This is a genomic window from Klebsiella sp. NPDC088457 (genome assembly GCF_044900465.1).
In the GTDB taxonomy this organism is placed as follows: domain Bacteria; phylum Pseudomonadota; class Gammaproteobacteria; order Enterobacterales; family Enterobacteriaceae; genus Klebsiella.
This window is the reverse complement of the sequence record NZ_JBJDNH010000061.1, coordinates 1-21,646: the sequence shown is the minus strand read 5'-3', so window position 1 is coordinate 21,646 and position 21,646 is coordinate 1. Positions and strand designations below refer to the sequence as shown.

24 protein-coding genes and 2 pseudogenes are annotated in these 21,646 nt (G+C 52.7%); all 26 read right to left on the bottom strand.

All coding sequences use genetic code 11. From position 1 onward, the window contains the following. Positions 1 to 403 (bottom strand): annotated as a pseudogene (locus ACI2JR_RS25605) (SGNH/GDSL hydrolase family protein); the annotation flags it as partial. Between the two features lie 87 nt (positions 404 to 490). Further along, entirely contained in the window at positions 491 to 2,974 is a 2,484-nt protein-coding gene (locus ACI2JR_RS25600) for a host specificity factor TipJ family phage tail protein (RefSeq protein WP_462479795.1), read from the bottom strand. Beyond that, positions 2,961 to 3,356: an NlpC/P60 family protein gene (locus ACI2JR_RS25595; protein WP_462479794.1), complete on the bottom strand. Its 396-nt coding sequence runs from the start codon at positions 3,354 to 3,356 to the stop codon at positions 2,961 to 2,963. Before ACI2JR_RS25595 ends, ACI2JR_RS25600 begins: the two co-directional genes overlap by 14 nt. Next, a complete protein-coding gene (locus ACI2JR_RS25590) occupies positions 3,353 to 3,823 on the bottom strand; it encodes a hypothetical protein (RefSeq protein ID WP_462479793.1) in 471 nt (156 codons plus the stop codon). The genes ACI2JR_RS25595 and ACI2JR_RS25590 overlap by 4 nt, the downstream gene beginning before the upstream one ends. Then, positions 3,823 to 4,299 carry a hypothetical protein gene (locus tag ACI2JR_RS25585; RefSeq protein WP_462479792.1) on the bottom strand — a complete coding sequence of 159 codons (477 nt, stop codon included), beginning with the start codon at positions 4,297 to 4,299 and terminating at the stop codon, positions 3,823 to 3,825. Before ACI2JR_RS25585 ends, ACI2JR_RS25590 begins: the two co-directional genes overlap by 1 nt. A 41-nt stretch (positions 4,300 to 4,340) precedes the next feature. After that, positions 4,341 to 4,886 (bottom strand): hypothetical protein, encoded by a 546-nt coding sequence (locus ACI2JR_RS25580; protein WP_462479791.1) that lies wholly within the window; start codon positions 4,884 to 4,886, stop codon positions 4,341 to 4,343. After that, positions 4,886 to 8,302 (bottom strand): tape measure protein, encoded by a 3,417-nt coding sequence (locus ACI2JR_RS25575; RefSeq protein ID WP_462479790.1) that lies wholly within the window; start codon positions 8,300 to 8,302, stop codon positions 4,886 to 4,888. Before ACI2JR_RS25575 ends, ACI2JR_RS25580 begins: the two co-directional genes overlap by 1 nt. 61 nt (positions 8,303 to 8,363) lie before the next feature. Further along, positions 8,364 to 8,768, bottom strand: a complete 405-nt coding sequence (locus ACI2JR_RS25570; protein WP_462479789.1) for a hypothetical protein — start codon at positions 8,766 to 8,768, stop codon at positions 8,364 to 8,366. 88 nt (positions 8,769 to 8,856) lie between these two features. Next, the gene (locus ACI2JR_RS25565; RefSeq protein ID WP_462479788.1) at positions 8,857 to 9,141 is read right to left on the bottom strand and encodes a hypothetical protein; all 285 of its coding nucleotides are present in this window, start codon (positions 9,139 to 9,141) and stop codon (positions 8,857 to 8,859) included. Positions 9,142 to 9,202: 61 nt separating this feature from the next. Continuing rightward, positions 9,203 to 9,760, bottom strand: a complete 558-nt coding sequence (locus ACI2JR_RS25560; protein WP_462479787.1) for a Rha family transcriptional regulator — start codon at positions 9,758 to 9,760, stop codon at positions 9,203 to 9,205. 214 nt (positions 9,761 to 9,974) lie between these two features. After that, on the bottom strand, positions 9,975 to 10,667 hold the full coding sequence (locus ACI2JR_RS25555) for a DUF6246 family protein (RefSeq protein ID WP_462479786.1): 693 nt from the start codon (positions 10,665 to 10,667) through the stop codon (positions 9,975 to 9,977). A 67-nt stretch (positions 10,668 to 10,734) separates the two neighbouring features. After that, positions 10,735 to 11,499: an immunoglobulin domain-containing protein gene (locus ACI2JR_RS25550; RefSeq protein ID WP_462479785.1), complete on the bottom strand. Its 765-nt coding sequence runs from the start codon at positions 11,497 to 11,499 to the stop codon at positions 10,735 to 10,737. A 60-nt stretch (positions 11,500 to 11,559) separates the two neighbouring features. Continuing rightward, positions 11,560 to 11,781, bottom strand: a complete 222-nt coding sequence (locus ACI2JR_RS25545) for a hypothetical protein (RefSeq protein WP_462479784.1) — start codon at positions 11,779 to 11,781, stop codon at positions 11,560 to 11,562. A 2-nt stretch (positions 11,782 to 11,783) separates the two neighbouring features. Continuing rightward, positions 11,784 to 12,167, bottom strand: coding sequence for a hypothetical protein (locus ACI2JR_RS25540; RefSeq protein WP_462479783.1), 384 nt, complete (start codon positions 12,165 to 12,167; stop codon positions 11,784 to 11,786). Continuing rightward, complete coding sequence (locus tag ACI2JR_RS25535; RefSeq protein WP_462479782.1) at positions 12,164 to 12,559, bottom strand: HK97 gp10 family phage protein; 396 nt, start codon at positions 12,557 to 12,559, stop codon at positions 12,164 to 12,166. Before ACI2JR_RS25535 ends, ACI2JR_RS25540 begins: the two co-directional genes overlap by 4 nt. 2 nt (positions 12,560 to 12,561) lie before the next feature. Beyond that, on the bottom strand, positions 12,562 to 12,927 hold the full coding sequence (locus ACI2JR_RS25530; protein ID WP_462479781.1) for a hypothetical protein: 366 nt from the start codon (positions 12,925 to 12,927) through the stop codon (positions 12,562 to 12,564). Positions 12,928 to 13,100: 173 nt separating this feature from the next. Beyond that, positions 13,101 to 13,499, bottom strand: a complete 399-nt coding sequence (locus ACI2JR_RS25525; RefSeq protein WP_462479780.1) for a hypothetical protein — start codon at positions 13,497 to 13,499, stop codon at positions 13,101 to 13,103. A 52-nt stretch (positions 13,500 to 13,551) separates the two neighbouring features. Beyond that, a complete protein-coding gene (locus ACI2JR_RS25520) occupies positions 13,552 to 13,734 on the bottom strand; it encodes a glycoprotein (protein ID WP_462479779.1) in 183 nt (60 codons plus the stop codon). Between the two features lie 9 nt (positions 13,735 to 13,743). Next, on the bottom strand, positions 13,744 to 14,820 hold the full coding sequence (locus ACI2JR_RS25515) for a major capsid protein (protein WP_462479778.1): 1,077 nt from the start codon (positions 14,818 to 14,820) through the stop codon (positions 13,744 to 13,746). A gap of 17 nt (positions 14,821 to 14,837) precedes the next feature. After that, positions 14,838 to 15,287 carry a gp53 minor capsid family protein gene (locus ACI2JR_RS25510; RefSeq protein ID WP_375214645.1) on the bottom strand — a complete coding sequence of 150 codons (450 nt, stop codon included), beginning with the start codon at positions 15,285 to 15,287 and terminating at the stop codon, positions 14,838 to 14,840. Between the two features lie 12 nt (positions 15,288 to 15,299). Continuing rightward, positions 15,300 to 16,565: a hypothetical protein gene (locus ACI2JR_RS25505; RefSeq protein ID WP_462479777.1), complete on the bottom strand. Its 1,266-nt coding sequence runs from the start codon at positions 16,563 to 16,565 to the stop codon at positions 15,300 to 15,302. Between the two features lie 3 nt (positions 16,566 to 16,568). Then, on the bottom strand, positions 16,569 to 17,495 hold the full coding sequence (locus ACI2JR_RS25500) for a phage minor head protein (protein WP_462479776.1): 927 nt from the start codon (positions 17,493 to 17,495) through the stop codon (positions 16,569 to 16,571). Further along, on the bottom strand, positions 17,455 to 18,804 hold the full coding sequence (locus ACI2JR_RS25495; RefSeq protein ID WP_462479775.1) for an anti-CBASS protein Acb1 family protein: 1,350 nt from the start codon (positions 18,802 to 18,804) through the stop codon (positions 17,455 to 17,457). The genes ACI2JR_RS25500 and ACI2JR_RS25495 overlap by 41 nt, the downstream gene beginning before the upstream one ends. Before the next feature lie 15 nt (positions 18,805 to 18,819). After that, on the bottom strand, positions 18,820 to 20,133 hold the full coding sequence (locus ACI2JR_RS25490) for a PBSX family phage terminase large subunit (RefSeq protein ID WP_462479774.1): 1,314 nt from the start codon (positions 20,131 to 20,133) through the stop codon (positions 18,820 to 18,822). Further along, on the bottom strand, positions 20,117 to 20,584 hold the full coding sequence (locus ACI2JR_RS25485; RefSeq protein WP_462479773.1) for a DUF2280 domain-containing protein: 468 nt from the start codon (positions 20,582 to 20,584) through the stop codon (positions 20,117 to 20,119). Before ACI2JR_RS25485 ends, ACI2JR_RS25490 begins: the two co-directional genes overlap by 17 nt. 30 nt (positions 20,585 to 20,614) lie before the next feature. Beyond that, positions 20,615 to 21,249, bottom strand: a pseudogene (locus ACI2JR_RS25480) (putative metallopeptidase). Between the last annotated feature and the right edge of the window lie 397 nt (positions 21,250 to 21,646).

The following is a 21,646-nucleotide window of genomic DNA, read 5'->3' as shown; positions in this document are numbered from 1 at the left end:
GGTTGATCAGCGGTTCAATCAACTCATATGACGGCATTTTGCGCCCTGTCGCCTCCAGCGTACCGCCGTTGTTGATGTACTCGTCAGCCAGCGAAGCATCACCTGCATTTCGCACCCAGGTAACCGCTCCTTCGGGAATTTTCCCCTCATCGGCGGCGACCTGAGCTTCCGCCAGGGTGGTAAACGGCAGGCCCAGAATGGTGATACTGTCCTGCGCCTCCTTCACTACTGCATCGGCTTCAGCCTTGATGCCGTCGACGGTGTAATGCTCACCTCCAAGGCGATCTGTGTAGGTCAAATCAGTGCTGGTAACAACTTTATCCAGCATTCCACCCGCATAAACATGGTCACGAATATCATCACTCGGTACCGTCTTTTGCGTTGGCGTTGGTAATTCTGCCATGTGCTTGTCGCCCTATATAAAAGGCGCACGAAACCCGCAGAAATGAATCTGATGGCGTGCGCTAAGGTTGGTAATTACTGCTGTGTGTTACGGATAAATCAGATCTGAATATTCAGAGAGGGTTAATGTCTGGGTGTCGTCGCCGTTTGGTTTGGCTGTTTCGACGCGCCAGATGGTAGAGTTAAGCTCCGTGCTGGTAGCGATGAAATAGCGGCTGGCGTTCTGCACCGTCGTCCGGTCATAAATGTTCAGGTCGAAAGCATCAGCTGTAGCCTGAAACGCTTTAGGATTTCCGGTTACGGGGTATGCGCGCCAGCGCCCGCGGTAATTGCCGAGGCTATCGGTCATCACCACCCACATATCGCCGAACGAGAAATCTATGCGCTCAGAAGTGCTGAACACATCTCCGTTACGCGCGGTGATATAGCCGTTCTGCTGTTTGTTATCGTACATGTCAGGACACTGAACCACGGTGCCGCGGATAACCTGCGTCGATTCCAGGACCTTCACGGTCATACCCAGGCGAGAGTAGAGAACACGGCGAGCCTCAAGCCACGCCCGGTCCTCCGCCTGCGTTTTATTACGACAGCCGTCAAGACTGATTTGTAACGCGTTGATGGTCGCGTCATCGACTTCAGTTATCCCGCCCTGGTCAATCTGCAGATAGATGTACGATTTTTTATTGGTGAGCGGGTCGACGTAATCCAGCGTGACACCGTCATACCCTCCTGGCAGAGACATTGTCCATGTCACTTTGTACTCGTCCCAGAACATGTTTGAGCGCGCGAAGACCGCATCCGGGTTAGCTACTTTCTCATCACGCCAGAACGTCAACACATCACCGATGTTATTCCCGTCGACGCGGGCCACATTGCAGATTGTTTTGATGCGCTCGCCGAGAGATAACTTTTCGTCTGAGAAGGTGTAATCGAAGTAACACAACTCCGGAACGGTTATCGAGTCAGCAATTGCGTACAGAGTCGCTACATCGATGCTCGAAACGTCCTGCTTACCGATGACTATCCACTCGTGCAGCGCAGCATCAGCAAACGAGCGGCTCGGACGCAGCGAATAGTCAATCTGACCGGTTGCGCGGTCATAACTGATGGTATGGCGCTGCGCTAGCATATTGTATTTCTGCTCTCGGTTACTGTTGCTGTTGTTCGGTCCCTTTATGGTGACTTTGGCGATAGTGTCGTCAGCATAGACCACGTTTTCACGCGTATTGACCGCATGGATCGCCATCAGCGTGACAACGTTGCCGTCATTGCTGTTATCCAGGCGCTCAATCGTCACAGCATACCGACCAGCGCCGGCAGCCGGGGTATATTTGTGTGATGTCCGAAAATACCGGGTTGTCACCTGGAAGTCGTTATCGAAGAAATAATCGTACTGCTCGGATGTGCCCGGTATCTGGTTGTTACTGTCGTCAACCTTCCAGAACCTGATCCGGTACCGTGACGTGCCGGCAGTCGCTCCGAGCTGAACCATGACGTGAACCCAAACCTGAGATGACTCAATCGGAGATACCGACGGGCCTATAACAAGAGGGGTCTGGTCGTTCAGAGTGAACAGCGTCAGGTTGATGGTTGCGTCTGCCGGCAGCGTGGTGATTTCCCCGGTCATGTCACCGAGATAAAACGTGGTGTATGACAGGGTGTCTTCGCCGATGAAACTTTCCGAATAGACGATATTGCTGCTGCCGGTCACGTTACGGGTTACTGTGCTGCCGCCGGAGTTCCAGGTCGCATTAATCACGAACGTCACCGGATGCGGAACGGCCAGCGCGGCGAAGTACGTGAAATTGTCATCGTTCGAGAGCACCGTCGCCTTGAGCTGGTTGCTCTCTATCACCATTGCCGTAGGCGCTGTGGTCGTCGCGGTCTGTGCCGGGAAATCCTCGCTTTCGTTCAGGCCAGGAACCTCTTCATTATCGACGTCGTCAAACTGGTACCCGACATCGATAGTCCCGATCGTCACGCCCGGGTCAAATGTCTGATAGCTGGCACCGGCCAGGCTGCCGAGGTTCGATTCTGAGTAACGGACAGAGGAAATGGTGTATTTCCCGTAGCCGACCTCAAACCACTCGGTGATGTATTTGTTGTTGTCGATAAACTCAAACAGTGCTTGCTGAATCAGGTCAGGAAAGACCCGGCACTGGCCGTAAATGTTCGGGCGCCCTTTATAGAGTCGTGCGCGGTTTGTCTGTCCTGTGGCATCGTTATTCGGTGATTCGCCCGTTGAGATAGAAGGCGAAGACGCCGTCTGTTGCCCGGTGATTCCCGCCAGCACCTTCTTGGTGAATCGGATCGGGTTAAGATGCTCTATCGGGTTAAGAAGCGTCTTTATCAGGCCGCCACCTTCTGGCTGGTCAAATATCGCAACGACGTCGCCAGAGCGCAGCGGACAGGACAGGTCGAAATCATCATCCAGTTTGCGGCCATTGAGCTTAATCACGACATTGTTATGCAGCTTCAGGCCGTCGAGCAAGTTCACCAGAGGCGTGCCAGCCTCGGCTGTGCCGCGTTGCTTGGGAGCGCCCGGCAGGCGCTGCAGCTCATATCGAACCATGCACCAGATACTCCACTTTGTTATAGATTTTCTGAAGGATGACGGTGCTGTCCGTGCGGACAAAACCGAACTCGCCGCGGGAGTGCAGACATTTTCCCGGGTTAATCATCACGCCGACGTGAGCTGGCTGATTGCCGTAATAGAACACCGCAAGGCAGCCGGAAACCGGCACAGGAACCCGGCGCCAGTGTTCGAACTCTTCTTCGTAGCATGTGATGAAGTTCGCGCCTGATTCGTACCCGGCGACGTGATGCAGCTCCAGCCCCAGAACATGCCGGTAATACAAAACAACGAGGCCCCAGCAATCCAACTGGCCGAAAGTGCAGGCGCGGTTAGCCCAGGGCTTGCCATTAACCAGCCCGATAAATTCGCTCTGCGTCATACGGTAATCAGCCCAGGGTAGTCTTTCGTGGTGTAAATAATGGGGTTGGCCAGCGTCAGCGGGTTGGTCTTGCCAGAATTAACTGTGACGTTGCTGCCGTCGACGCCGACGTCTTTCACAAACAGTGACCCGGTCTTCATCGGCTCAGCATCGCCGACTGCATTCCACTGCTGGTATTTGCAGGTTATCGGCGTCATACGTGCGGCGCCCTTCCAGCTTTTCAGCGTGCTCCTGACCTCTTCCGCCCCCTGCAGGAACGTAATCGCCATCGAGATGATTGCCGAACCGTCCTGCGTGGGCTCTACGATGCTGAAGGCCGCCGGCTGGTATACATTCCCGCCGAACGTCGCCTCGCGAAACAACTTATTCACGACGCGGTAATAACCGAACGCCGGGTGATAAAACTCGACCGTCTGTTTGATATCGCTCGCCGGCCGGCGCTCCTTCCACTCTCTCAATGTCGGCATTAGTCAGCCCTCGGCATAACAGCAGTGACCAGATAATCCAGCCAGTAGCCGTAGTTCTCTGGCGCCTCAACAATCCAGTCGTCGTAGTCCTCGGTGATGTCCTCAATGCCGTTACAGATGACGCTAGCGGTCCAGGTGACGATGTTCCCGTTTTTGCTGGTCTGCACCGGCATACTGATGAAATGCAGGGTCTGCAGCTGCACGCCTTGTGTGTCTCCGAGGTCGATCGACATCTGGAACCAGTTTCGGCCACGGTCGCAATACGTCGGCGAACGCAGCCAGGACTTAAACCGCTCCGCCTGCTGCAATGTGAATTTCCACTGCAGCGACCAGGTCGATTTCAGGTCGGTAGTTAGCGGCGTGAAGATAACGGGGCCGACTGCCGGCGTCGTCGTCTGCCAGGCTGTGTCCTGCGTCATGTTCTGGTCTGCGCGCTGAGGAAGCGGCAGGTTAACCGGGTATGAAACTGTTGCCACGTTTCCTCCGGGCATTAAAAAACCCGCCGGAGCGGGTTGGTTTATTGTTCAGGATCGTCTAACGGGATTATCTGAGTCACTTCTGACTTTACAGTTTTTATTGCGGCTATGTTACTTGCAAAAAATAAAATGAACTTCAACCTTATTGGCAATGGATGATTGCTTGTTCTTTTTCCCAAATCATCAAGGTATCCTGATATTTCTGGCGAAAGTCTGTAAATTTCATTAAGCCTGTTGATGCAACTTTGATTATCGAAGCTAATAGTTTCGATTCTGTGAGCGAACTCGTTTCTGATTTTACGGAAAATACCAAGACTGACCGCTACAGATTTTCTTATCAACCCAAGCCTATATGCTGCAGAAATCCTTGATTCAAGCGAGGCAAAAGGCGCTGACGGACCATGAAATAACTCGTCTTTTGAGTTAAGGGGTGGAAGCAAAAAAGATGAAATTAATTCGAGCAATCCTTCCTCTATCATACTTGAGGCTACTAGCACACATCCTCTATCACTTTCAGCAAACAATGTGTCCATGATGTCACTGATCTTCTTAGCAAAATCAGGTCCAGAAAAAAGGTTGTCTTCCATTAAAAATCTCCATTTGCTCTGCGAGATACGCCAAGCGTCGATTGTAGCGTACTGATATACGGTCCGTTACGCTCTGCATCAGAAATCAGGAACTCAAGAACATAATTCCCGTCATTCTGAGTGGCTCCCATATACTGAGGTTGGGCGTTAGATACCTGATTGTTGATCACTACCTGAACGTTTAAACCACCCCCGCCAGAACCGCGCAAATCCTTATTGCTGATGACTGAACCGTTATCGCCGGGGATCATGTACTGGCTGCCATTGCTGGCCTTATAGATTTCAGGCATCCCGCCCTCACCTACCTGGTACATTGAGCCGGCGGATACCGGGCCGCCATTCTTGCGCTTACCGGCAAGCGAAGAGCCAACAGCAAGAGCGGCTATCAAAGCACCGAGACCTATCGCTACAGCACCACCGAAGGAGCCGATCGACGCAACAAGTGCTGCTGGCGTCCACGCCGCTGTCGTCGCCGCTGCTGACGATGTACTGGCTGCGGTCGTAGTTGCCAAAGAGCTGACCTGCGCCGCTGTCGTAGTAGCGATTGCGGCATTCTGAGCAGTTGCACCCATAATTGCTGATTTGGCCTGCTGCATCCCCATCTGTACGAACGTGTTGATGACGTCATTCAGAATGGTATTGCCGATTGAGCGGAGTGCGTCGTTAGCCGACATGCTGCCGGTTATCACGCCCGTTAATGCATTGGAGGCCTGACTACCAAATGCATCGACCGCAGCACCAAGAGCCTCATAACCAACGCTCTGTTGCGTGAACAGCGCCCACTGAGCCGCAACCCTCTGCTGCTCGTACTGAGTATTAGCAGCGTTCATCAGCGCAAGTCCGTTAGCAGTGATCTGCCCCTTTTGGGTTTCAAACTGTTGGATAAGCGCCAACTCTTGGGCGTGCTGGTTGGCAAGCCGCTGAACCGGGTCAACTTCCCCTCTCCCCTCTTGTAGAGGGGTTACAACCTGACTGGCCCTTATTTTCGCTAGACTAACCTGATGCTTCTGCTCAAGTTGTTCACTGGCCTGATTGTATTGTTCCTGCGAGAGTATTAATTGACCATTGACATCTCTCTGGTCTTTCAAGCTATCAAGCGCCTTTCGCTGTGCGGCGTAATCAGCATTCTCTTTTAAGATTGGTACTGCATTCTGAGCCTTCAACGCAGCGGCTTTATCCCAAGCGGCTGCAGCATCACGCTCAACCTGTGCAATCTGCCGTGGTGTGGCATTTGTTAACTTTTGCTTTGCTGCAAGTATCGCCTGTTCGCGTGAAAGATCGCTCGTTGAGTCAGCTGATAAATTTGCTTTTTGTCTATATTCTTCAAGAACTTTCACGTTACGTTGTTCTTGAGTTTCAGCTTTCTTGGCCTCCGCGGTTGCTTCCTTGGTAGCCTTTTTGTTGTTTTGCTGCGCCTGTTGAGCGTCAAATTCAGCGGCTGCCCTGTCCCGGGCAAGGTTAACATCAGCATCTGTACCACCAAGCTTTCTGATGTCCTGCTCAGCCTTTAATTGCGCTCTCTTTCTGTCGTTAAGTTCACTCTGAAGTGTGACCTGATCCTGTAACTTATCGAGGTATTCCTGAACATCTTTAGGGCGTTCGACCATGAGGCTGCTGGAGTTGAATTTGTCTTTTGCTTTGGCAGCAAAATTAATCATATCCCCCAACTTACCCATCATTCCGGCCGCTACCCCCGCTTCCTGTCCATCCCTGCGAAGCAGATCAATACCTTGCTTCATGGTTCCGTTTAACGTAGCGCGGCCAATATTAATGGCGTTTTGGGTCTGGCTTAGTCTGTTCTGAGCCTTTTCCAGCTCAAGGGTGGCTATTGCCAGATTATCCTGTGCGCCACCAAGTGCCTCAGCAGCCTGCCTCCCTCTCGTTGTATTTGTACCCCAGTTTGCAATTTCTCTCTGCTGGCGCTGGACAGCGGATGTCGCATCATTAAATTCCTTTTGTGCATCAGATACGGCATCGCTTAACTCAGGTAGGCTCTGGCTTAACTTCCCTATCGTCGCCGCGAGTTCTGTATTCGACATGGTCTGGAATTTAGAACTCAGCTCATTAACGCTATCAGCCAAGGCATTGGCATCATTCCTGGCTTCTTTCGCACGCTGAGAAAAATAGAGGATTGCGCTTGCTGCAAGCACTGCAGCGCCAACTGGCCCACCGATTAACCCAAGAGCTCGGCTAGCAAGACCTGCACCAGATGAAAGCGCTAACTGCGCGGCTTTATTAGCTGCCAATGCACGATTGTAATTATCAACTGAACCAGCAGCCACGACCCTGGCAGCAGACAACCTCTGTTCGGCCGCCGTCACATTGGCTTCACTGATAGCCGTAAGCCGCATCATTTCTGCGAGCCGTATTTCATCCAAGGCCCGTTCTTTTGCAACCGCTGCAGCCCTGAGGTCTGCCGCTGCTTTATTTGCAGCAGCTTGGGCTGCTAATGACTCTTCTGCTGACAGCGTGCGAGATGCAGCCGCTGCTTTGATTTTAGCCGCAGTGGCCATAGTTAAGGCGCCAACATATCGACTACCCATAATGGCAGCGACACCCGTTAACAGTGCGCTAAGTCCACCGATGTTTTCACTGATAGTAACGACGGCATCACTGAAAATTGCTGCCCCTGTTTTTACCGTGGAATTCTCACCGAAAAACTTCGTGATGTTGTTTCCAGCAACCTGCAGGGCCTGGCTGATCGTAGTGGTAGTATTAGCAAATTCCTCCCCTATCACTGCCCCCTGAGATAATAACCCCTTGACTACTACATCTGTGGTTAGCTTACCTTGCGCAGCCATTGCTCGTAACTGACCAATGGAAACCCCCAAAGAATCTGCCAGTGCAACCATCAGACGGCTGCCTTGCTCGGCTACTGAGTTGAATTCTTCCCCCCTCAGAACGCCAGATGCGATACCCTGGGATAGCTGAATAATAGCGTTCTCAGCCTCCTGAGCTGTGGCACCGGAAACAACAAACCCCTGGTTAATGATTGTCGTGAGCTTGGCCAGATCTGCAGCCGACGTATTGTACTGCCGCGTCCCTCTTTCCAGTCTGGCGTAAAGTGTTGCCGTAGCATCAAGGCTGCTTCTGGTTGCCTGAGTAACATCAAATACACGCTGAGTTACATCAGCTAATTGTTCTGTCGGCCTTACTGAGTTTGAGAGTTTATTGTTTACGGTCGCCCATGCATCAGCATATTCAGCCACCTGCTGAACGGAAAGCGCAGCAGTAAGTCCAACAGCTACGCGCGATAAACTCGACATCGATCGCTCTGTAGTATCAATAGAACGTGTTGTTTTATCAAAGCCACGCTCCATCAGATCAAGGCGCTGATTTACACGCTGCTGGGAAGTCAGCAGACCGCGTACATCCATTTCAATGTCATAATAAATACCGCCAGCGTTTTCTGCCATGACCTTTCTCCAGGCAATAAAAAACCCCGCCGAAGCGAGGTTCTTATTATTTAATTTTTCTTTACGGCGCGCGCTTTACGCGACCGTATTGGAAGTTTGCCGTAGAGTCGTACATGACTCCATTGGAAAACATGAATACATACAGCTGGTTTCCTGTGTATCCACCATAACTGTTTTTGGCATTAACCTGCACGCCAACGATCTGACCATACGTTACGCCTCCGCTCGTCGAAGAAAGGGAGCCATCTTGCGAATAACCTTTGAATGGAGGTTCAAACGTATATCGAGCTGACTCAGGATCTTTCAGGATGGATGCCATATGATTTTTAATTTGCTGCTGATAGTCGTTCGGCAATGTTCCGTAATTTGCAGTTGATATCGCCACTTGAGAAGGTGGTTTTGGTGCGCATCCAGCAATGACAAACGAAGAAGCCGTTAACGCCACAGCCAATAAAACCTTTTTCATATCCCTATCCCCATTGGTTTGTTTTCGACAGATTAGCAGGGATGCGGAGATACGACAAAGCGGACTGAAAGGTGATTTATGGCTGAGGTTAACCCTCTCTTTTCTGCTTATGGCTTTTTGCTCCATGCCATTCATGAAGCACGGTTCCGTCTGTAGATTTGACGACGGCAGTATCCGACTCATGAAGGAAAATTAACCCCTCAGCATCCTTATTCCCTGCCGAGCGCCATAACACCACCGGGTGAGCGTTGTCGTCATCTCCTTTGCATGCAGATCCAACCCCAAGGGAAACATCATAGACTTCGATAATGGACTGAGTAGCAAGGCCGCCGTGCATCGTTCGGCCTGAGTTTAAAGTGATGTGAAGGTACATGATCATCTCCAGATGAAAGCCCACGCAGGTGGGCTATTCAAAAACAACAATTTCTTGGCTTTTATAACTCGGCAATTGCTCCAGGAAAACCAGGCAATGCCAACTGGCCTTGCTTGTCCAGATGCTCAATGCGGGAAAGCAACTGCGGCTTCTTCTCTTTCCCCCACCGGCGCAGCAAGCGACCTGACATGCTGGCAACATCCTTCTCTTTCATGAACTCAAGCATCACGGCGTTACGCTCTTCTTCAAACTGCCGACGGCCAACCTGAAGCATTGCGTACATCCAGTTGAAGGCGTTGATGTAGGCGATCTTGATGCGCATCGCCTCTTTTTTGGTGTAGGACATAACCAAAAGCATCAACCCATCTTTGCGGAGTCGATAGAACTTCTGAGGTTTTCCATTCTGCAACTCATTGTTTTTATAGCAAACCTCAAAGTTGAGTTTTGTATCAAACTCGTCCGGGCATGCCTTGATGGTCTTCTCAATATCACGAATTACGTTATCAGGGCGCTTGCCAAATGCTTGTGCCACCATAAACGAATCAGTTACCGGGTCATTATCAGCAACAAAAATAAGGTCACGAAAGTCCAATCCATTAATTACTGTTGGGTATGCCATGTCGGTATTTCCTTTAGAAAGATGAGCCTGTTCGCACAGAAACGCCGCCCCGAGAAGGTCCGCACCTATACGGCGTTCCTCAGGCTCAACTTTCTGAAAGACTCGGGTTTTATATGCGCTGCGACGCGCGGAGGTTTACTACGGATACAAAAAAGCCTCGCGTTTGCTAGGCTGATATTCGGTTAGTGCTGGGAATAATTCTTCTTGGGGTTTGTCACGTATTCTGCTGAGACATCATCGCCTGCCAGCGCCGATCGTCTTCGTCCATCACTGTGTCGTACTCTTCGCGAGTAAAGCCTTTCTGGTTCGGGTATTTGGCGTTGAGCATTAAGCTGAATTCCGTCATCGTCAGGTTCTCAGCCTCCTCCCGGCTTATGCCGAAGTGATTGCGGGCCGCCATGATGTAGTCGGTTGCGCGGAATTCCGAGGTGGTCTCGTTCGTTTCGTAGCGCTGAAGCTTACGCACCTTCGCCTTGCCGACGATGCCGTGCATCATCAGGTTTCGCGCGATGATGACCATATTCTCCGGCGGCATGCTGCCCGGGCGCCAGACAAAGCCACGCTTACGGGTCTTCCCAGGCTTCATCCAACCAACCAGCGCGCCAATGTCGTCATCGCAGCACGCCGTAAGCACCGTATGCGCTGCCATTATGGCTTTGCGGGTCAGCAGTCCGCTCTGGATATATTGCAACACGCAATCAGGAAGGCGGCTGTACTCGTCGCGGATATAGGTCTGAGCAGCGCGCTGAATCAACGGAGTAGCCTCGTCATTGCACAGGTCATAAAACGTCTGGACGATTTCAGCAGGCTCGCCGATGCGCGCCATGTTTCGGAATGACGGCCGGAAAAAATATTCCCGGTCATTAGTACTGATAAGGCATTCGCCTAATTCTTTAATGGGGGTCATAGTCGCTCCATAAACAGTATCAAGGGCGCAGAACGCCCTTTGTACTATTCACGAAATACCCTGGCGGTTAGCTGATTGTGACCGTGCACGCCACTGAGGTAATTTTCACTGGCGTCGCAGAGGAGTCGGTGACCTCACAGGTGTAAACCCCCGCGTCACCAGACACGGCGCTAGCCTTGTTGAAGGTCGCCGTTGTTTGCCCGCTGACAACCGAACCGTCTTTCTTCCAGACGTAGGTGTATGGCGAGGTACCGCCTTCAACCACTACCGGCATGTTAAGTGCAGAACCGGCCGCAACGGATTTGGTCGCCGTCAGGTTCGTGGTGAACGACAGCGCCGGGCCAGCCACCTCAAACACGACGGTATCGGCATCGCAGACTTTCCACTCACCGGAGAAAGTGGAGATATCGGAAGTGCCGAAGTCGCCAGACCATGAGGTGGTGTTGAAATACCCCATGATGTAGGTCCCGGCATCCTCTCCTACAAAGTCGAAGCGGACCCAGACCGTCGGCTGCCGGCCGGCCTGCACTTCATCGAAAATATATTTCGAGATGGCGATGGCGCCGACTTCCGTCGTTTTATCCTGCTTACGGAATTCACCTTCGCCGGAGATGGTAAAGTCCATGTTGTTGACCAGGTTCTCAACCAGCCCCTTCGTATCGTCAGCCTCAGAGGTGACGGTATTCATGGAGTAGTCGAAACCTTTCGTGGTCAGCGCGCCCAGGCGTTTCCATTCGGAAAGGGCCGGAACGGTATCAGCACAGCCCATAGCCATGCGTAGCACGGCCACCTTACCAATCAGCTTGCCGGTATCATTAGCACAGCCTTGCATGTGTACCTCTCAAATAAAAAAGGCCGCCTGATGGCAGCCTGATGGGTTATTTATTACGATTTAAGCCGCTCGGGATTCTATATCTTTGGCGTTTCTCGACAACTCCCTGCGAATTTCAGACGTGCTTTTATCGCCATCCCATTTCGAGAGGTGTCCGTCATGAGCAATGAGCCCAGCCGCTTTTGCAGCAAGACTTTCGCGGGGATTAGCGAGGACATCCGCATACTGATAATGTTTTCTCAGTACTTCCTGAGCATAGGACGCATCGAATGGGTAAATCATGCTTACTCCCCGTATGTGCAGGAGACGAGCAGCCGGGTTACTAACCGGCCCTCTTCGGTGGGAATTGCCGCCGGAACATTGCCGACAAGGCTCAGCGCGCCAACGCATTCATCGGCACCCGATTGCGCGCTGATATACTCGACGATGGCGTTCACCGCGGCGTCCGCAGCATCAGGATTCGCTTTCGAGGAAACGACATCAACCATCACATACCAGTCGCCGCCGCGGTCGTACTCGATATTGGTACCGCCGGACGGCCGGAACACGATGAACTGATCGGCGTCTTTGCCGGTGTCACGCCATTGCCGCCATTGCACCTTAAAATCTGCCGTCAGACCCTCGGAGACAAACAGGTCTTTCAGGCGCATGTACATGGCTGGAGTCATAATTTAAGCTCTCTTTTCATGGCGTCCAGCACCTTACTGCGCTCTTCTTCAGCAGTTTTTTCGAGGAATTTAGGTTCGCCAGATGGGTCCCAATAATTACCGCCGCCCTGCTTCGCCGGTCTCGGCTTGCCTTTTAAAGTCCCTTTGGCTTCGTGAACATAAAGAGAATACCTGGCTGTATAACCGATTCTGCCAATGATTCTCGTTCCTTTGGGGTCAACATTCTGATACTGAGAGTCAATTAGCACGGATGTTTTACCAACGGGCGTCTTAATGGCGGCGGCTATGCCGATAATGTTCAAACCAGCTGCGACAGCGGCCATTGCTTTACGCTGTGTCACGTCCTTAATGATTTTGTCGAGATTATTCACTCGACGAACTTTAGCGCCCATAATCAGACTCCCGTGATGATGGCCCAATCATCTTCTTCGCCATAAAGGGTATCGTTCCACTGTGTGAACGCCCTGATTTCGTCCGCTTTGGTGTTGTAGGGGTTGGCATCCGCGCTGGTACCGATAAGGATGTAATCTCCCTTTTCTGCATCAGCGTAAGCTGTGAAAAAGGTGTTTTTAACTACAATCCCCTGCCCCAGCTCGCTGAGTTTTGACGAAAGGCCGCCAATGTAGTCACACATGATATTTATTGGTGGCTGGAAACCATACGGCTGGCCGCCGCCATCAGTATCACTACCATCAGCATCTCGAATCCTTTTCCAGAGCGTGCATGGTTTGTTGTAGGACCAGCGAGCAACCTTTGACATATCCTACTCCCTCCATCGCAGCACAACGGCGCCTGTGGCGCGTATACGTTCGCAGTTGATGAACCACTTACCGTCGCTTTTAACATACGCCGTGGTTTGCTCGCCGGTATCAGTCATGACCCACACTCTGGAAAACGTCCGCGGCAGCCGCTGCTGAACTGAAACCCACGCCATCACTTACTCCCGCACATGCAGCCGCCTTTACCTATCCAGATTCCAGCGAATGCTGTATTGGTTGGGTCGGGAGGAATAAGCGATGTCGTGCATCCGTATTTGTCCAGACCACGCAGGAGATTGAGTGTGCCTTTCCACCGGTCAGCGAATGACTGATAGCGGAACGACTCAGAAGCGCCACTGGGCGCTGTATGGCTGGATATGTATTTATCACCCTGCCCCAGCGCCATTAACCCCAGCAGATAAGACTGAATCAGTAATGCGGTTGCTGGTGAGTAATGGGCATCAAGACACTCCTGGATGCTGTTAGCCTGTTCAACCAACGCGGCGAGAATGAAGTCAGGCAGCGTGATACCGACTGACTCAAGATATTGCGAAGCCTGTTCTGTGGTAATCATGCTAGCCTCTGAAAAGCCCTCCGTAGAGGGCATAAAAAAACCGCTTTCGCGGCTATTCTTCTTCGCTTTCTGCTTTACGCTTCCGGCTTGTTTTGGCTTCTGGCGTCGCGGGTGTTAAATCCCCTTCACTAATCAGCAGTACGTGTGGCTTTAATGAAGGGTGTAACCCCTCCATTTCAACCACCTGACCAGCGCTTACGCCATTCCACGGCTTAATGACCTGGTATTTAGCCATGCCATCCCCTTACGCCAGGTTAGCGCCGTAGACAACGCCAGACAGGCCCTGCTCGTCTGCGGTGATTTGCAGACCTTCGGCGGACATAATCTGGAAGTTGTAGTTGACGTTCGGCAGTGGGCGCGGAAGAGGAACGACACCAACAGCCATGCCAACCAGCGGAGAAATGACATCCTGACGGCGCACGTATGCGATGAACTCGTTTCCGCTCAGGGCGAAGGTAGGACGGACTTCGCGAACCGGGGCAAACGGCAGGACTGCCTGCAGCACATTGCCACTCACCACGCCGTTGACGACATACGGTTGCGCAAGGTTCGCCCAGATTTCAGGAGAGACCCACATAACATCGTATGCCGCCACTTTGTTCGCGCGAGCCAGATCGCCGAATGCACCTTTACCGAAGAAGGTGAACAGGGCCGCCATATCTGCAGTGGTCAGGTCGATGTTCGCGCCGCCGGCGCCTGAGCCCAGGTTCAGCTTTTTGGTGTTGCGGTGGTTTTTGATGCCCTGCGCCGGATAAGACTGAACCTGAATGTTGGCATCGCCGTTCAGGTAGTAGCTGACCCGTTTCTGGTTGAATTTGCGCATCTTCGCCATCTGCGAATCAAGCACCAGGTCAATGCCGACAGAGTTCAGACCTGCAGCATGACGCCAGTTCACACCGTAACCGGCAGTAAATACCGGGATCGGGTCGCCATCGCTTGCATACTCGGTATGGTCGAAGGAGAACGGAGCCTGACCATCAATGCTAACAGAAACATCATCAGCGATATCGCCGACGACGCTATACAGCTTCGCGGTTTTGCCTACAGAAAGGACAGTCTGCACACCGATCAGGTCATTGACGATCTCAATACCAACTTCCTGATCGCGCAGTTGCAGAACCTGGCGGTCAATCTCAGCCCAGAAGTCGCGAGTAAAACCGCCTACGGCATTACAGGCCAGCATGTCCGGGGTCATAATTGCGCGGTTAGCGGCAATAATGGCATCGTTCTGAAGGTTCCACATATTGCGGTTAGCCCACAGCTCGTTCCAGTGACCACCAAGGCGGGAGTTAGTCGCCAGCGTCTCTTTGGAGAAATACATATTCAGTTATCCTTTTGTTATTCGCCAGCAGCGGCCACGGTGCCAACGCGCATGCGCACGCGGATAAATTCGGTAGTGCTGGCAGCAATGGTGAATTCATCCTGGCTGTAGCCAATCACCGAATCAGTGTCAGCGGTTGCCAGGGTGAACTGCCCATTTGAGCCGAGCTTGATCGGGCTGTCTTTCTTGTACGCACCAGGCGCGCAGAGCAAAGCCAGTTCCCGCCCCTCTTCTACGTAGTTACCCACAGCAGAGTCACCGGCAGGCACCGCATCACGGATGCCAAGACCCTGGTGATAAGCGCAGTCGATGATATAGAGGCGGCCAGTTAGAGCTGCTGCCTGAGCAAAGGCTCCAGAAGAGTTGATTACCGCCGCGGTGCCAGGAAGGAGTGCGGTGGCGGCGAGTTTGGTTTCGGTCTTGTACAGAGACTGACCGTCGATATTAACGCGACGATAACGTGCCATTATTGTGGCTCCTTATTTGAAATGTTCATCAGCTGCCGGCGCACCGGTTTCTTTATGCTGCTGACCTGCGTTAGTACCGAGGGCCGCGGCTTCACCCAGCGATTTGAACATCGCATCCAGCGCTTCGCCTGAAAGCGCGTTAGCCACGATTTCGCCGTGGACCTTCGCAACCGCTTCACGCTTCGTTTTCTCTTCGGCGCGGGAGTTAGCGGTCAGAGTTTCCGCGAGTTTGTTGTGATTGGCCTGCAGTGCGTCGACCTTTTCTGTCAGTGGCTTAAATGCCTCTGCGAAGTTGGCGGCCAGACCTTTACCGATTTCGCTGATCAGCTCTTGTTTCTCTTCAGTGGTTAAAGGCATGTCGCCCTCCGTTTTGTGGTTTGGTGCAGGATGCTCCTGCGGTGTGAAAATGGATTTAAACTTGTTGGCAACGACAGCCACCCAAGACTCCTGCCGCTGCACTGCAGTTCCTGTGTCATCAAAGGTGATTTTCCCACCCTCAGTGGAATAGCCGTAAACCTCAGCCTTGCCGCCGTTGCGGATAACCACCGCCTGAGAATCAGTGAAGTCTGCAATCCATGCGTATTCATCTGATCCCGGCGCAAACTTGGCTTTGGCTGCCCGATCAAGGCGCTGCTCGCGCTCCCGGTAAGATTCACCTACCAGCGCTCCAGAATTTGCTTTCAGCGGCTGCGCCATGTCAGCGTTAACCATCAGGCCAACCCCTTGCTCTGGAGTGGCCGCTCCGACTTCGTGCAGGAGAATCGCGTCATGGTCCATGCTGTGGATCTTCGCTACCCACTCGGCCCCGGTAGCACGCTGCTGCTCGTTCGGTTCAAGCTGGTCGAGGAAAGCAGCCACGCTGGTATGAATCGGCGGAACGTCATCGCCGCGCTCAATGGCTTCGACTCGTTCAAGCAATTCACGCCCACCCTCTGATTCCTCTGCGCGGGCGACATCAACCCACTTTTCAAGGTAAATGCGATTACCGGACTTCTTAACGTTGCGATTCCATGCGCCGATATGTCCTGCATTAATCCCCTCCGGAGAGAATGCAGATACGAACTGGCCATTAACCTGAGGATGACCTAGCGGTGCCAGCGTGCCTTCAAGCCCCTGATAATGGGCATTGATTTCATCTTCCGTGTACAGCACGCCATTCATAACTACGTTAGCTGGCAGCGTGTAGCTGGGGAGCACCAGGTGGTCGCGACCGTTGTAGGTTTCTCGACGGATTGACTGGCTGTTTACCCTGGTAGTGATGTTTACCTGAATAGGCATGAGTTACCCCTTAGACCAGGCATAACCGCGCGCCTGCATCGTTTTGTATTCCTGTTTGAGTTTGGTGATGGTATCTGGATAAACCGGGTCGCCCTTGTCATCTACGAGCACAGATTGTTGAGTGCATTTGCAGTTAATACTGTTCGCTCCCTGTGCGTACCATTCGCGAACTTCTTCGTTGGTATACAGGTGAGCGTGCCTTGCCGCATGTGTCTGGCGAGTTGTCGGGGACAGCGCTGAAATATGAAGTAGGCGGGTTTTCAGTCCGTAGAGCTCCTGCGCCTCGTTGTCCTCATCCCATTTGGCCCGTCGTAACGCAGTAGTGACTTCGGTTCGCGCCATCCGGTGAGCCCGTCGCTTCTCGATACCGACTTGCTCAGTCAGGTTTCGAGCAACTTCTCTCGGGTTGAGACCCCGACCCACACCATCCGTCAGCACCCGCGCCATATCGCGCTTAACTTCAGCGGTAAGCCCTTTCATTTCCTCGAACATGCGAGCGTGAACAAGAGCCATCCTGAGCTGGTAGGGCTCGCTCGCAAGGATTGACGCAAGAGATTCACGACCTGATGCATATGCCGCTGACTGCTGGCTCAGGTTGACGAACGATTGCCCCGTTCCTTTCTCTGCAGCCAGATCGACATACTCGTAAAACCACAAGCCGTACTCGTTACCCTCAAGCAAAACCTGGTCTACCAGGTAGCTGGCATCGTTCAGGATGATGGAGAGTAGCGTTGGGTTTAACTGGTATTCGTATCTGGCGTTTACTGCGAGGGAGGAAGGTATTTTGTCGAGCGCTGATCTGTACGCCTTGCTGATTTTATTCATCCGCCTGGCGAAGTCTTTCATCGCCCGCCGCTCCAGCGCATCGGCGCCGGTCGGGTCCTGATAGTTACGCGGTAGAATCGGCGGCTTCGTCTTCTTCGCTGCCATCCTCTTCTCCTAGCGGCTCTTCGTCGTCATTTTCGTAACCGGCGGCCGTGCGAATTTCCTCGCGACTGAACGCAGGATTCTCGCCGCTGCCCTGCATGGTCTGGTTAACCTCTCCCATTACTTTGGCGTTAGCGAGTTTTTCCGCGCCGCTCTGCTCGTTCAGGTCATCCCAGATAACAGTTTTCAAGCTGACAGAGTCGATAATATTCAGGTCAATCAGTTTGTCGCAGAAGTCCTCTATCTCGAAAGCGAGGTCTACGCGTCGCGACTGACAGCGAGAATTGAAATATTTCTGGTCTTCGGTGCTGGAGCGTTCAGCTTGCTGATTACCAACCAGGATGCGTGTTGGGATATCTACCCCGGCAGCGGCGGTTTGCAGGTTAACGTTATAGGTCGGGGACGGGTCAGATACCGCAGCTACGATAGGAGCAACGTTCGCCCCTTGCGTGATGAGAACAGAATCATTCCCGATATTCATCTCACGGGCGACGCGATCATATATTTCGTTTAGCTCGCTATAGTCCACACCGTAAGCTTTTGCTATCTCTTCAAGCCTGGCTTCTTTATCAAAGTTAATGCTGAGCTGACGGGCCGCGTTCTTGAGGAATGATTCACCGGAACCGCCTTCGACTTTTTCCAGGCTGACAAAGGCATTATATGCGGGCTCAAGAAAGCCGATAGCGTCGTCTGAGTAATCGCCCAGGATGAAAACGCGATCGGGGTGGATATTGACGCGGCGGCCTGAACCATTCGGCAGGCGTTCGGCGTACTGCCACATCTTCGGTTGACCGTAGGTCTTCGAGTTGAGGCCCGTATCCCACTCCCCGACAGTCAGAGAGCCTGCCCAGGCGACGGTAACTTTATCCAGTCCACGGCCGCGAGTAACCGGTTGGTTCCAGTCCTGGTTGTCGCGAATGTGCAGCAGAATACCGGAATACCGCCCTACCAGGCGACGCCGGTCTGCCTCAGAAAACGAGCGCCAGAATCGATTGTTGAATACCTGTTTGGTCTTTCTTTCCCACGCGGTTTCATCTTCGCTTTCGTCGTCGGCGTCACCCTCGATAATCTCCGGATTTGTCTGCCAGCATTTACCGATAAGCTTTTCTACCGCGCCATGAGCAATCCCACCGCGCCGGTACAGAGAGTAGAGATTGTCGTAGGTGATCTGCTCAGGGAATCCGTATTCACACCATGCAGAGCTGCGTTTATTGTCCAGCCCCATAGTCGGAGCCAGCAGCCCCATACGGGCGCGCGCCATCCGCGCATCGTTCAACGCATGGTTGACGGCGAGAGTTAATTTGTCAGTCATGGTTTGTCCGTTTGATTAGCGAAGGCGCTTAGGAATCATCATCCCCATCGACTGAGGCTTGCGCTTGATGTACCCATCCAGACCGTAGCGGACGCCATCCCAGCAGTGGTTGTTCTTGTCCTCGATAACCGGCAAGACTTCACCTGTGGTGCGGTCAGTTTTGTACGAGTAGAGCCGAGCCTCTTTCGCAGTCTCTTTGCAGCGTGGATGGATGATGATTTTCTTGAATCCTCTCAGGCAGGTTATGCCGTCCTCAACACTACCCTGCCATTTCTGGGCGGCCGCAATATTGAAGCCCTGCCCCTTGATATGGCTGATGGTTTCCGGTCGCGAGTTATCGGCTTTGATGGGCCATTTACGCGCTTCAGGGATGCCGGGGAATTTCGCTTCGTCGGTGACCTTCCAGTCTTCAAGCTGTTTCGTCGTGGCATCGGTTTTGCCAGCGTAGAACTTCCACATATCGTCGAGCTCCACACCATTGCCATAGGCTTCGTATTCGATGTAGAGGTTGCTTTCGAGGATGAACATGCGAATGAGCGTGCTGGGGTCTTTCGCAAAGCCGAAGTCGGCACCAAACAGCAACCGTTCAGCTTTCTGCCACAGGTCATCAGCAAAGCTCTGCACGACGTATTTATTCGCCAGCACCTGCTTATCGGAGTTCTCCAGATAAGCGCCTTCCCAAATCCACGCATAATCGGCGTAATCGAGGTTTTCCAGGTCTTCTAGGCGTTCTTCTTCGAGCACTTCCGGGAACCACGGATTGTCGCTGTAATTCATCTCGACAATCATCGAGCTTTTCGGCGGGTTCTTTCTGAAGAGCTTGTCAGTTGCGCTACCGTCTTTCTCCGGGTTCCATGTCACCCAGATTTCAGAGCCTGGCTCACGCACCGTCGGGCGCAGCTTCTTCCAGGCCGTCGCCGATACCGACTCAGCCTCATCGACCCAGGCAACCAGAATGCGGGCCTTGGATTTTATGCTGTCTAGGTTGTGGCGCAGGCCGCAGAACACATAGCTGACATTGCGATTTTTGGTGCGAATGTACTTTTCGCCAATATCGAAGTAATCATCAAGCCACGGTACTGACCTTATCGCCTGTTTAACTTCCTCCATCGACGACTCTTCGAGGGAGTTCATAAACTCGCGCGCGCAAAGGATAACGCCGCTCAATCCGCTTTCTGCTGCCTGGTACGCTTTAACTGCGCTCATCAGCGCAAATGTACGCGTCTTTGCCGAACCACGACCGCCATGCGCGCCACGATAGCGAATGCCTTCTGTCGCGAATACGGGAACGAGTTTCGCCGGAATTTGTAGGTCAACCTGACTTTCCATTTGTTGGCTCTACCCCTACCAGTCTGATCGTCGTTGGCCGCGGCGTCATACTGCCGTCAGGGCTGGTATGCTCGACCTTTTGCTTGTTGCTGTACGCTTCGCCAACCTCTTTAGCCGCCTGCTCCAGTAATTGCGCCGTCATGCCGATGTTCTTCATGTTCTCGGCAGTCGTCGACATTCGCTGCAGAACGCGCAGGCGATAGGCCTTGTTAGCGATCGGGATGTCGGAGATTTCGTTGAGAAAGCGGTCACGGGTTGCATTGAAAAGGTCCACCCATTTCTTAGCCAATCCCTTGCCGCTAACCTTCGTCGGATCGTGTGATTCGACTTGCTGAGGAGTAACTTTTATCCCGAAAGTTTTTTGGACGGCATCTACCACAATCGACAGGGTGTCATAGCATGCAAGCATCTGAATGATGAAGGCTTTCACTTCTGGTTTTAGTGCAGCCATAAATCACCATCCTTCCAAAGCATTCCAAATTTATGCCAGTTTCAGCATGCAAGTCCCGCACGCTCTGGCAACATCGATATGAGCAACCTCCGCCGCCTGTTCGCCGCATCAACCATTTCCTGCACGTCTTTGCTGGCGCCGTAACGCCGGACCACTCCGACGAACTCCTCGACGTCATGGCCGCGAAGTTTAAGCACCGGCATTCCGGTCTCTTTGTTGAACTTCGGCGCGCCATAGTCATCGGTAGCCTGGGCTATGTGATAGAGCTCATGCTCAACCAGGGCGCAGAACTCTATATCGTTGCATTGCTCGCAGTAGTCGGCAGCCAGGGTGATAATGAACTTCGGGATGCGACCGAACCATTCATGCATCTGCTGCTCCATTCTGGCTTTTTGCCAGCCGCCGGCGCGCATCATTACCTGTTCACACTGACCCAGCACAATGCGGCCGCTTTTGGCGAATGAGCCAGAGGCCCACATAAACGCGACATCAGCGTCAAGCAAGTGCGTATGGTCAGGGTTATGGATTCGTCCGCCTTCGGAGAGGATGTTCTGGTTAACCCATTCGCCGATTTCTGTGGCAGGAATCAGCCGGGTATATGGCAACCAGCTTTCGCCAGTGAAGTTGACGGGAGGGTATGGCCTGCGGTTGTCATTTTCAGCCATACAGAATAATCCTCTGGTTTACTTTGATACCTCCCCGGCAATTTCGAGACCACCGCGTCTGCGAACTTATATAAAACTCTGTCAATGGCGCTTTGATGACACCATTTGCAGAACTTTATATTTACGCCTGTTTGCCAATTACAGGGGTGATCCGGATACACTTCTTAGTGAGCCAGCCCCAGCGCAAAAGCACTGAAAGGATGAGCAGCGGCTTCATATATGGGCGAAGCGTAATTTCCGCCATTAGGATTCCAGTAGTGCGCATATGGATTACCTCGTTGTGACATTATCGAGCCACCTCTGGAAGTGGCTCTGTAATGCCCTTAATCGCACTCGCATCTCTTAGGCATGAAATCCCCTTTCCCAAGCTCGGGGTCAGGGATGCATTCCTGAAGAA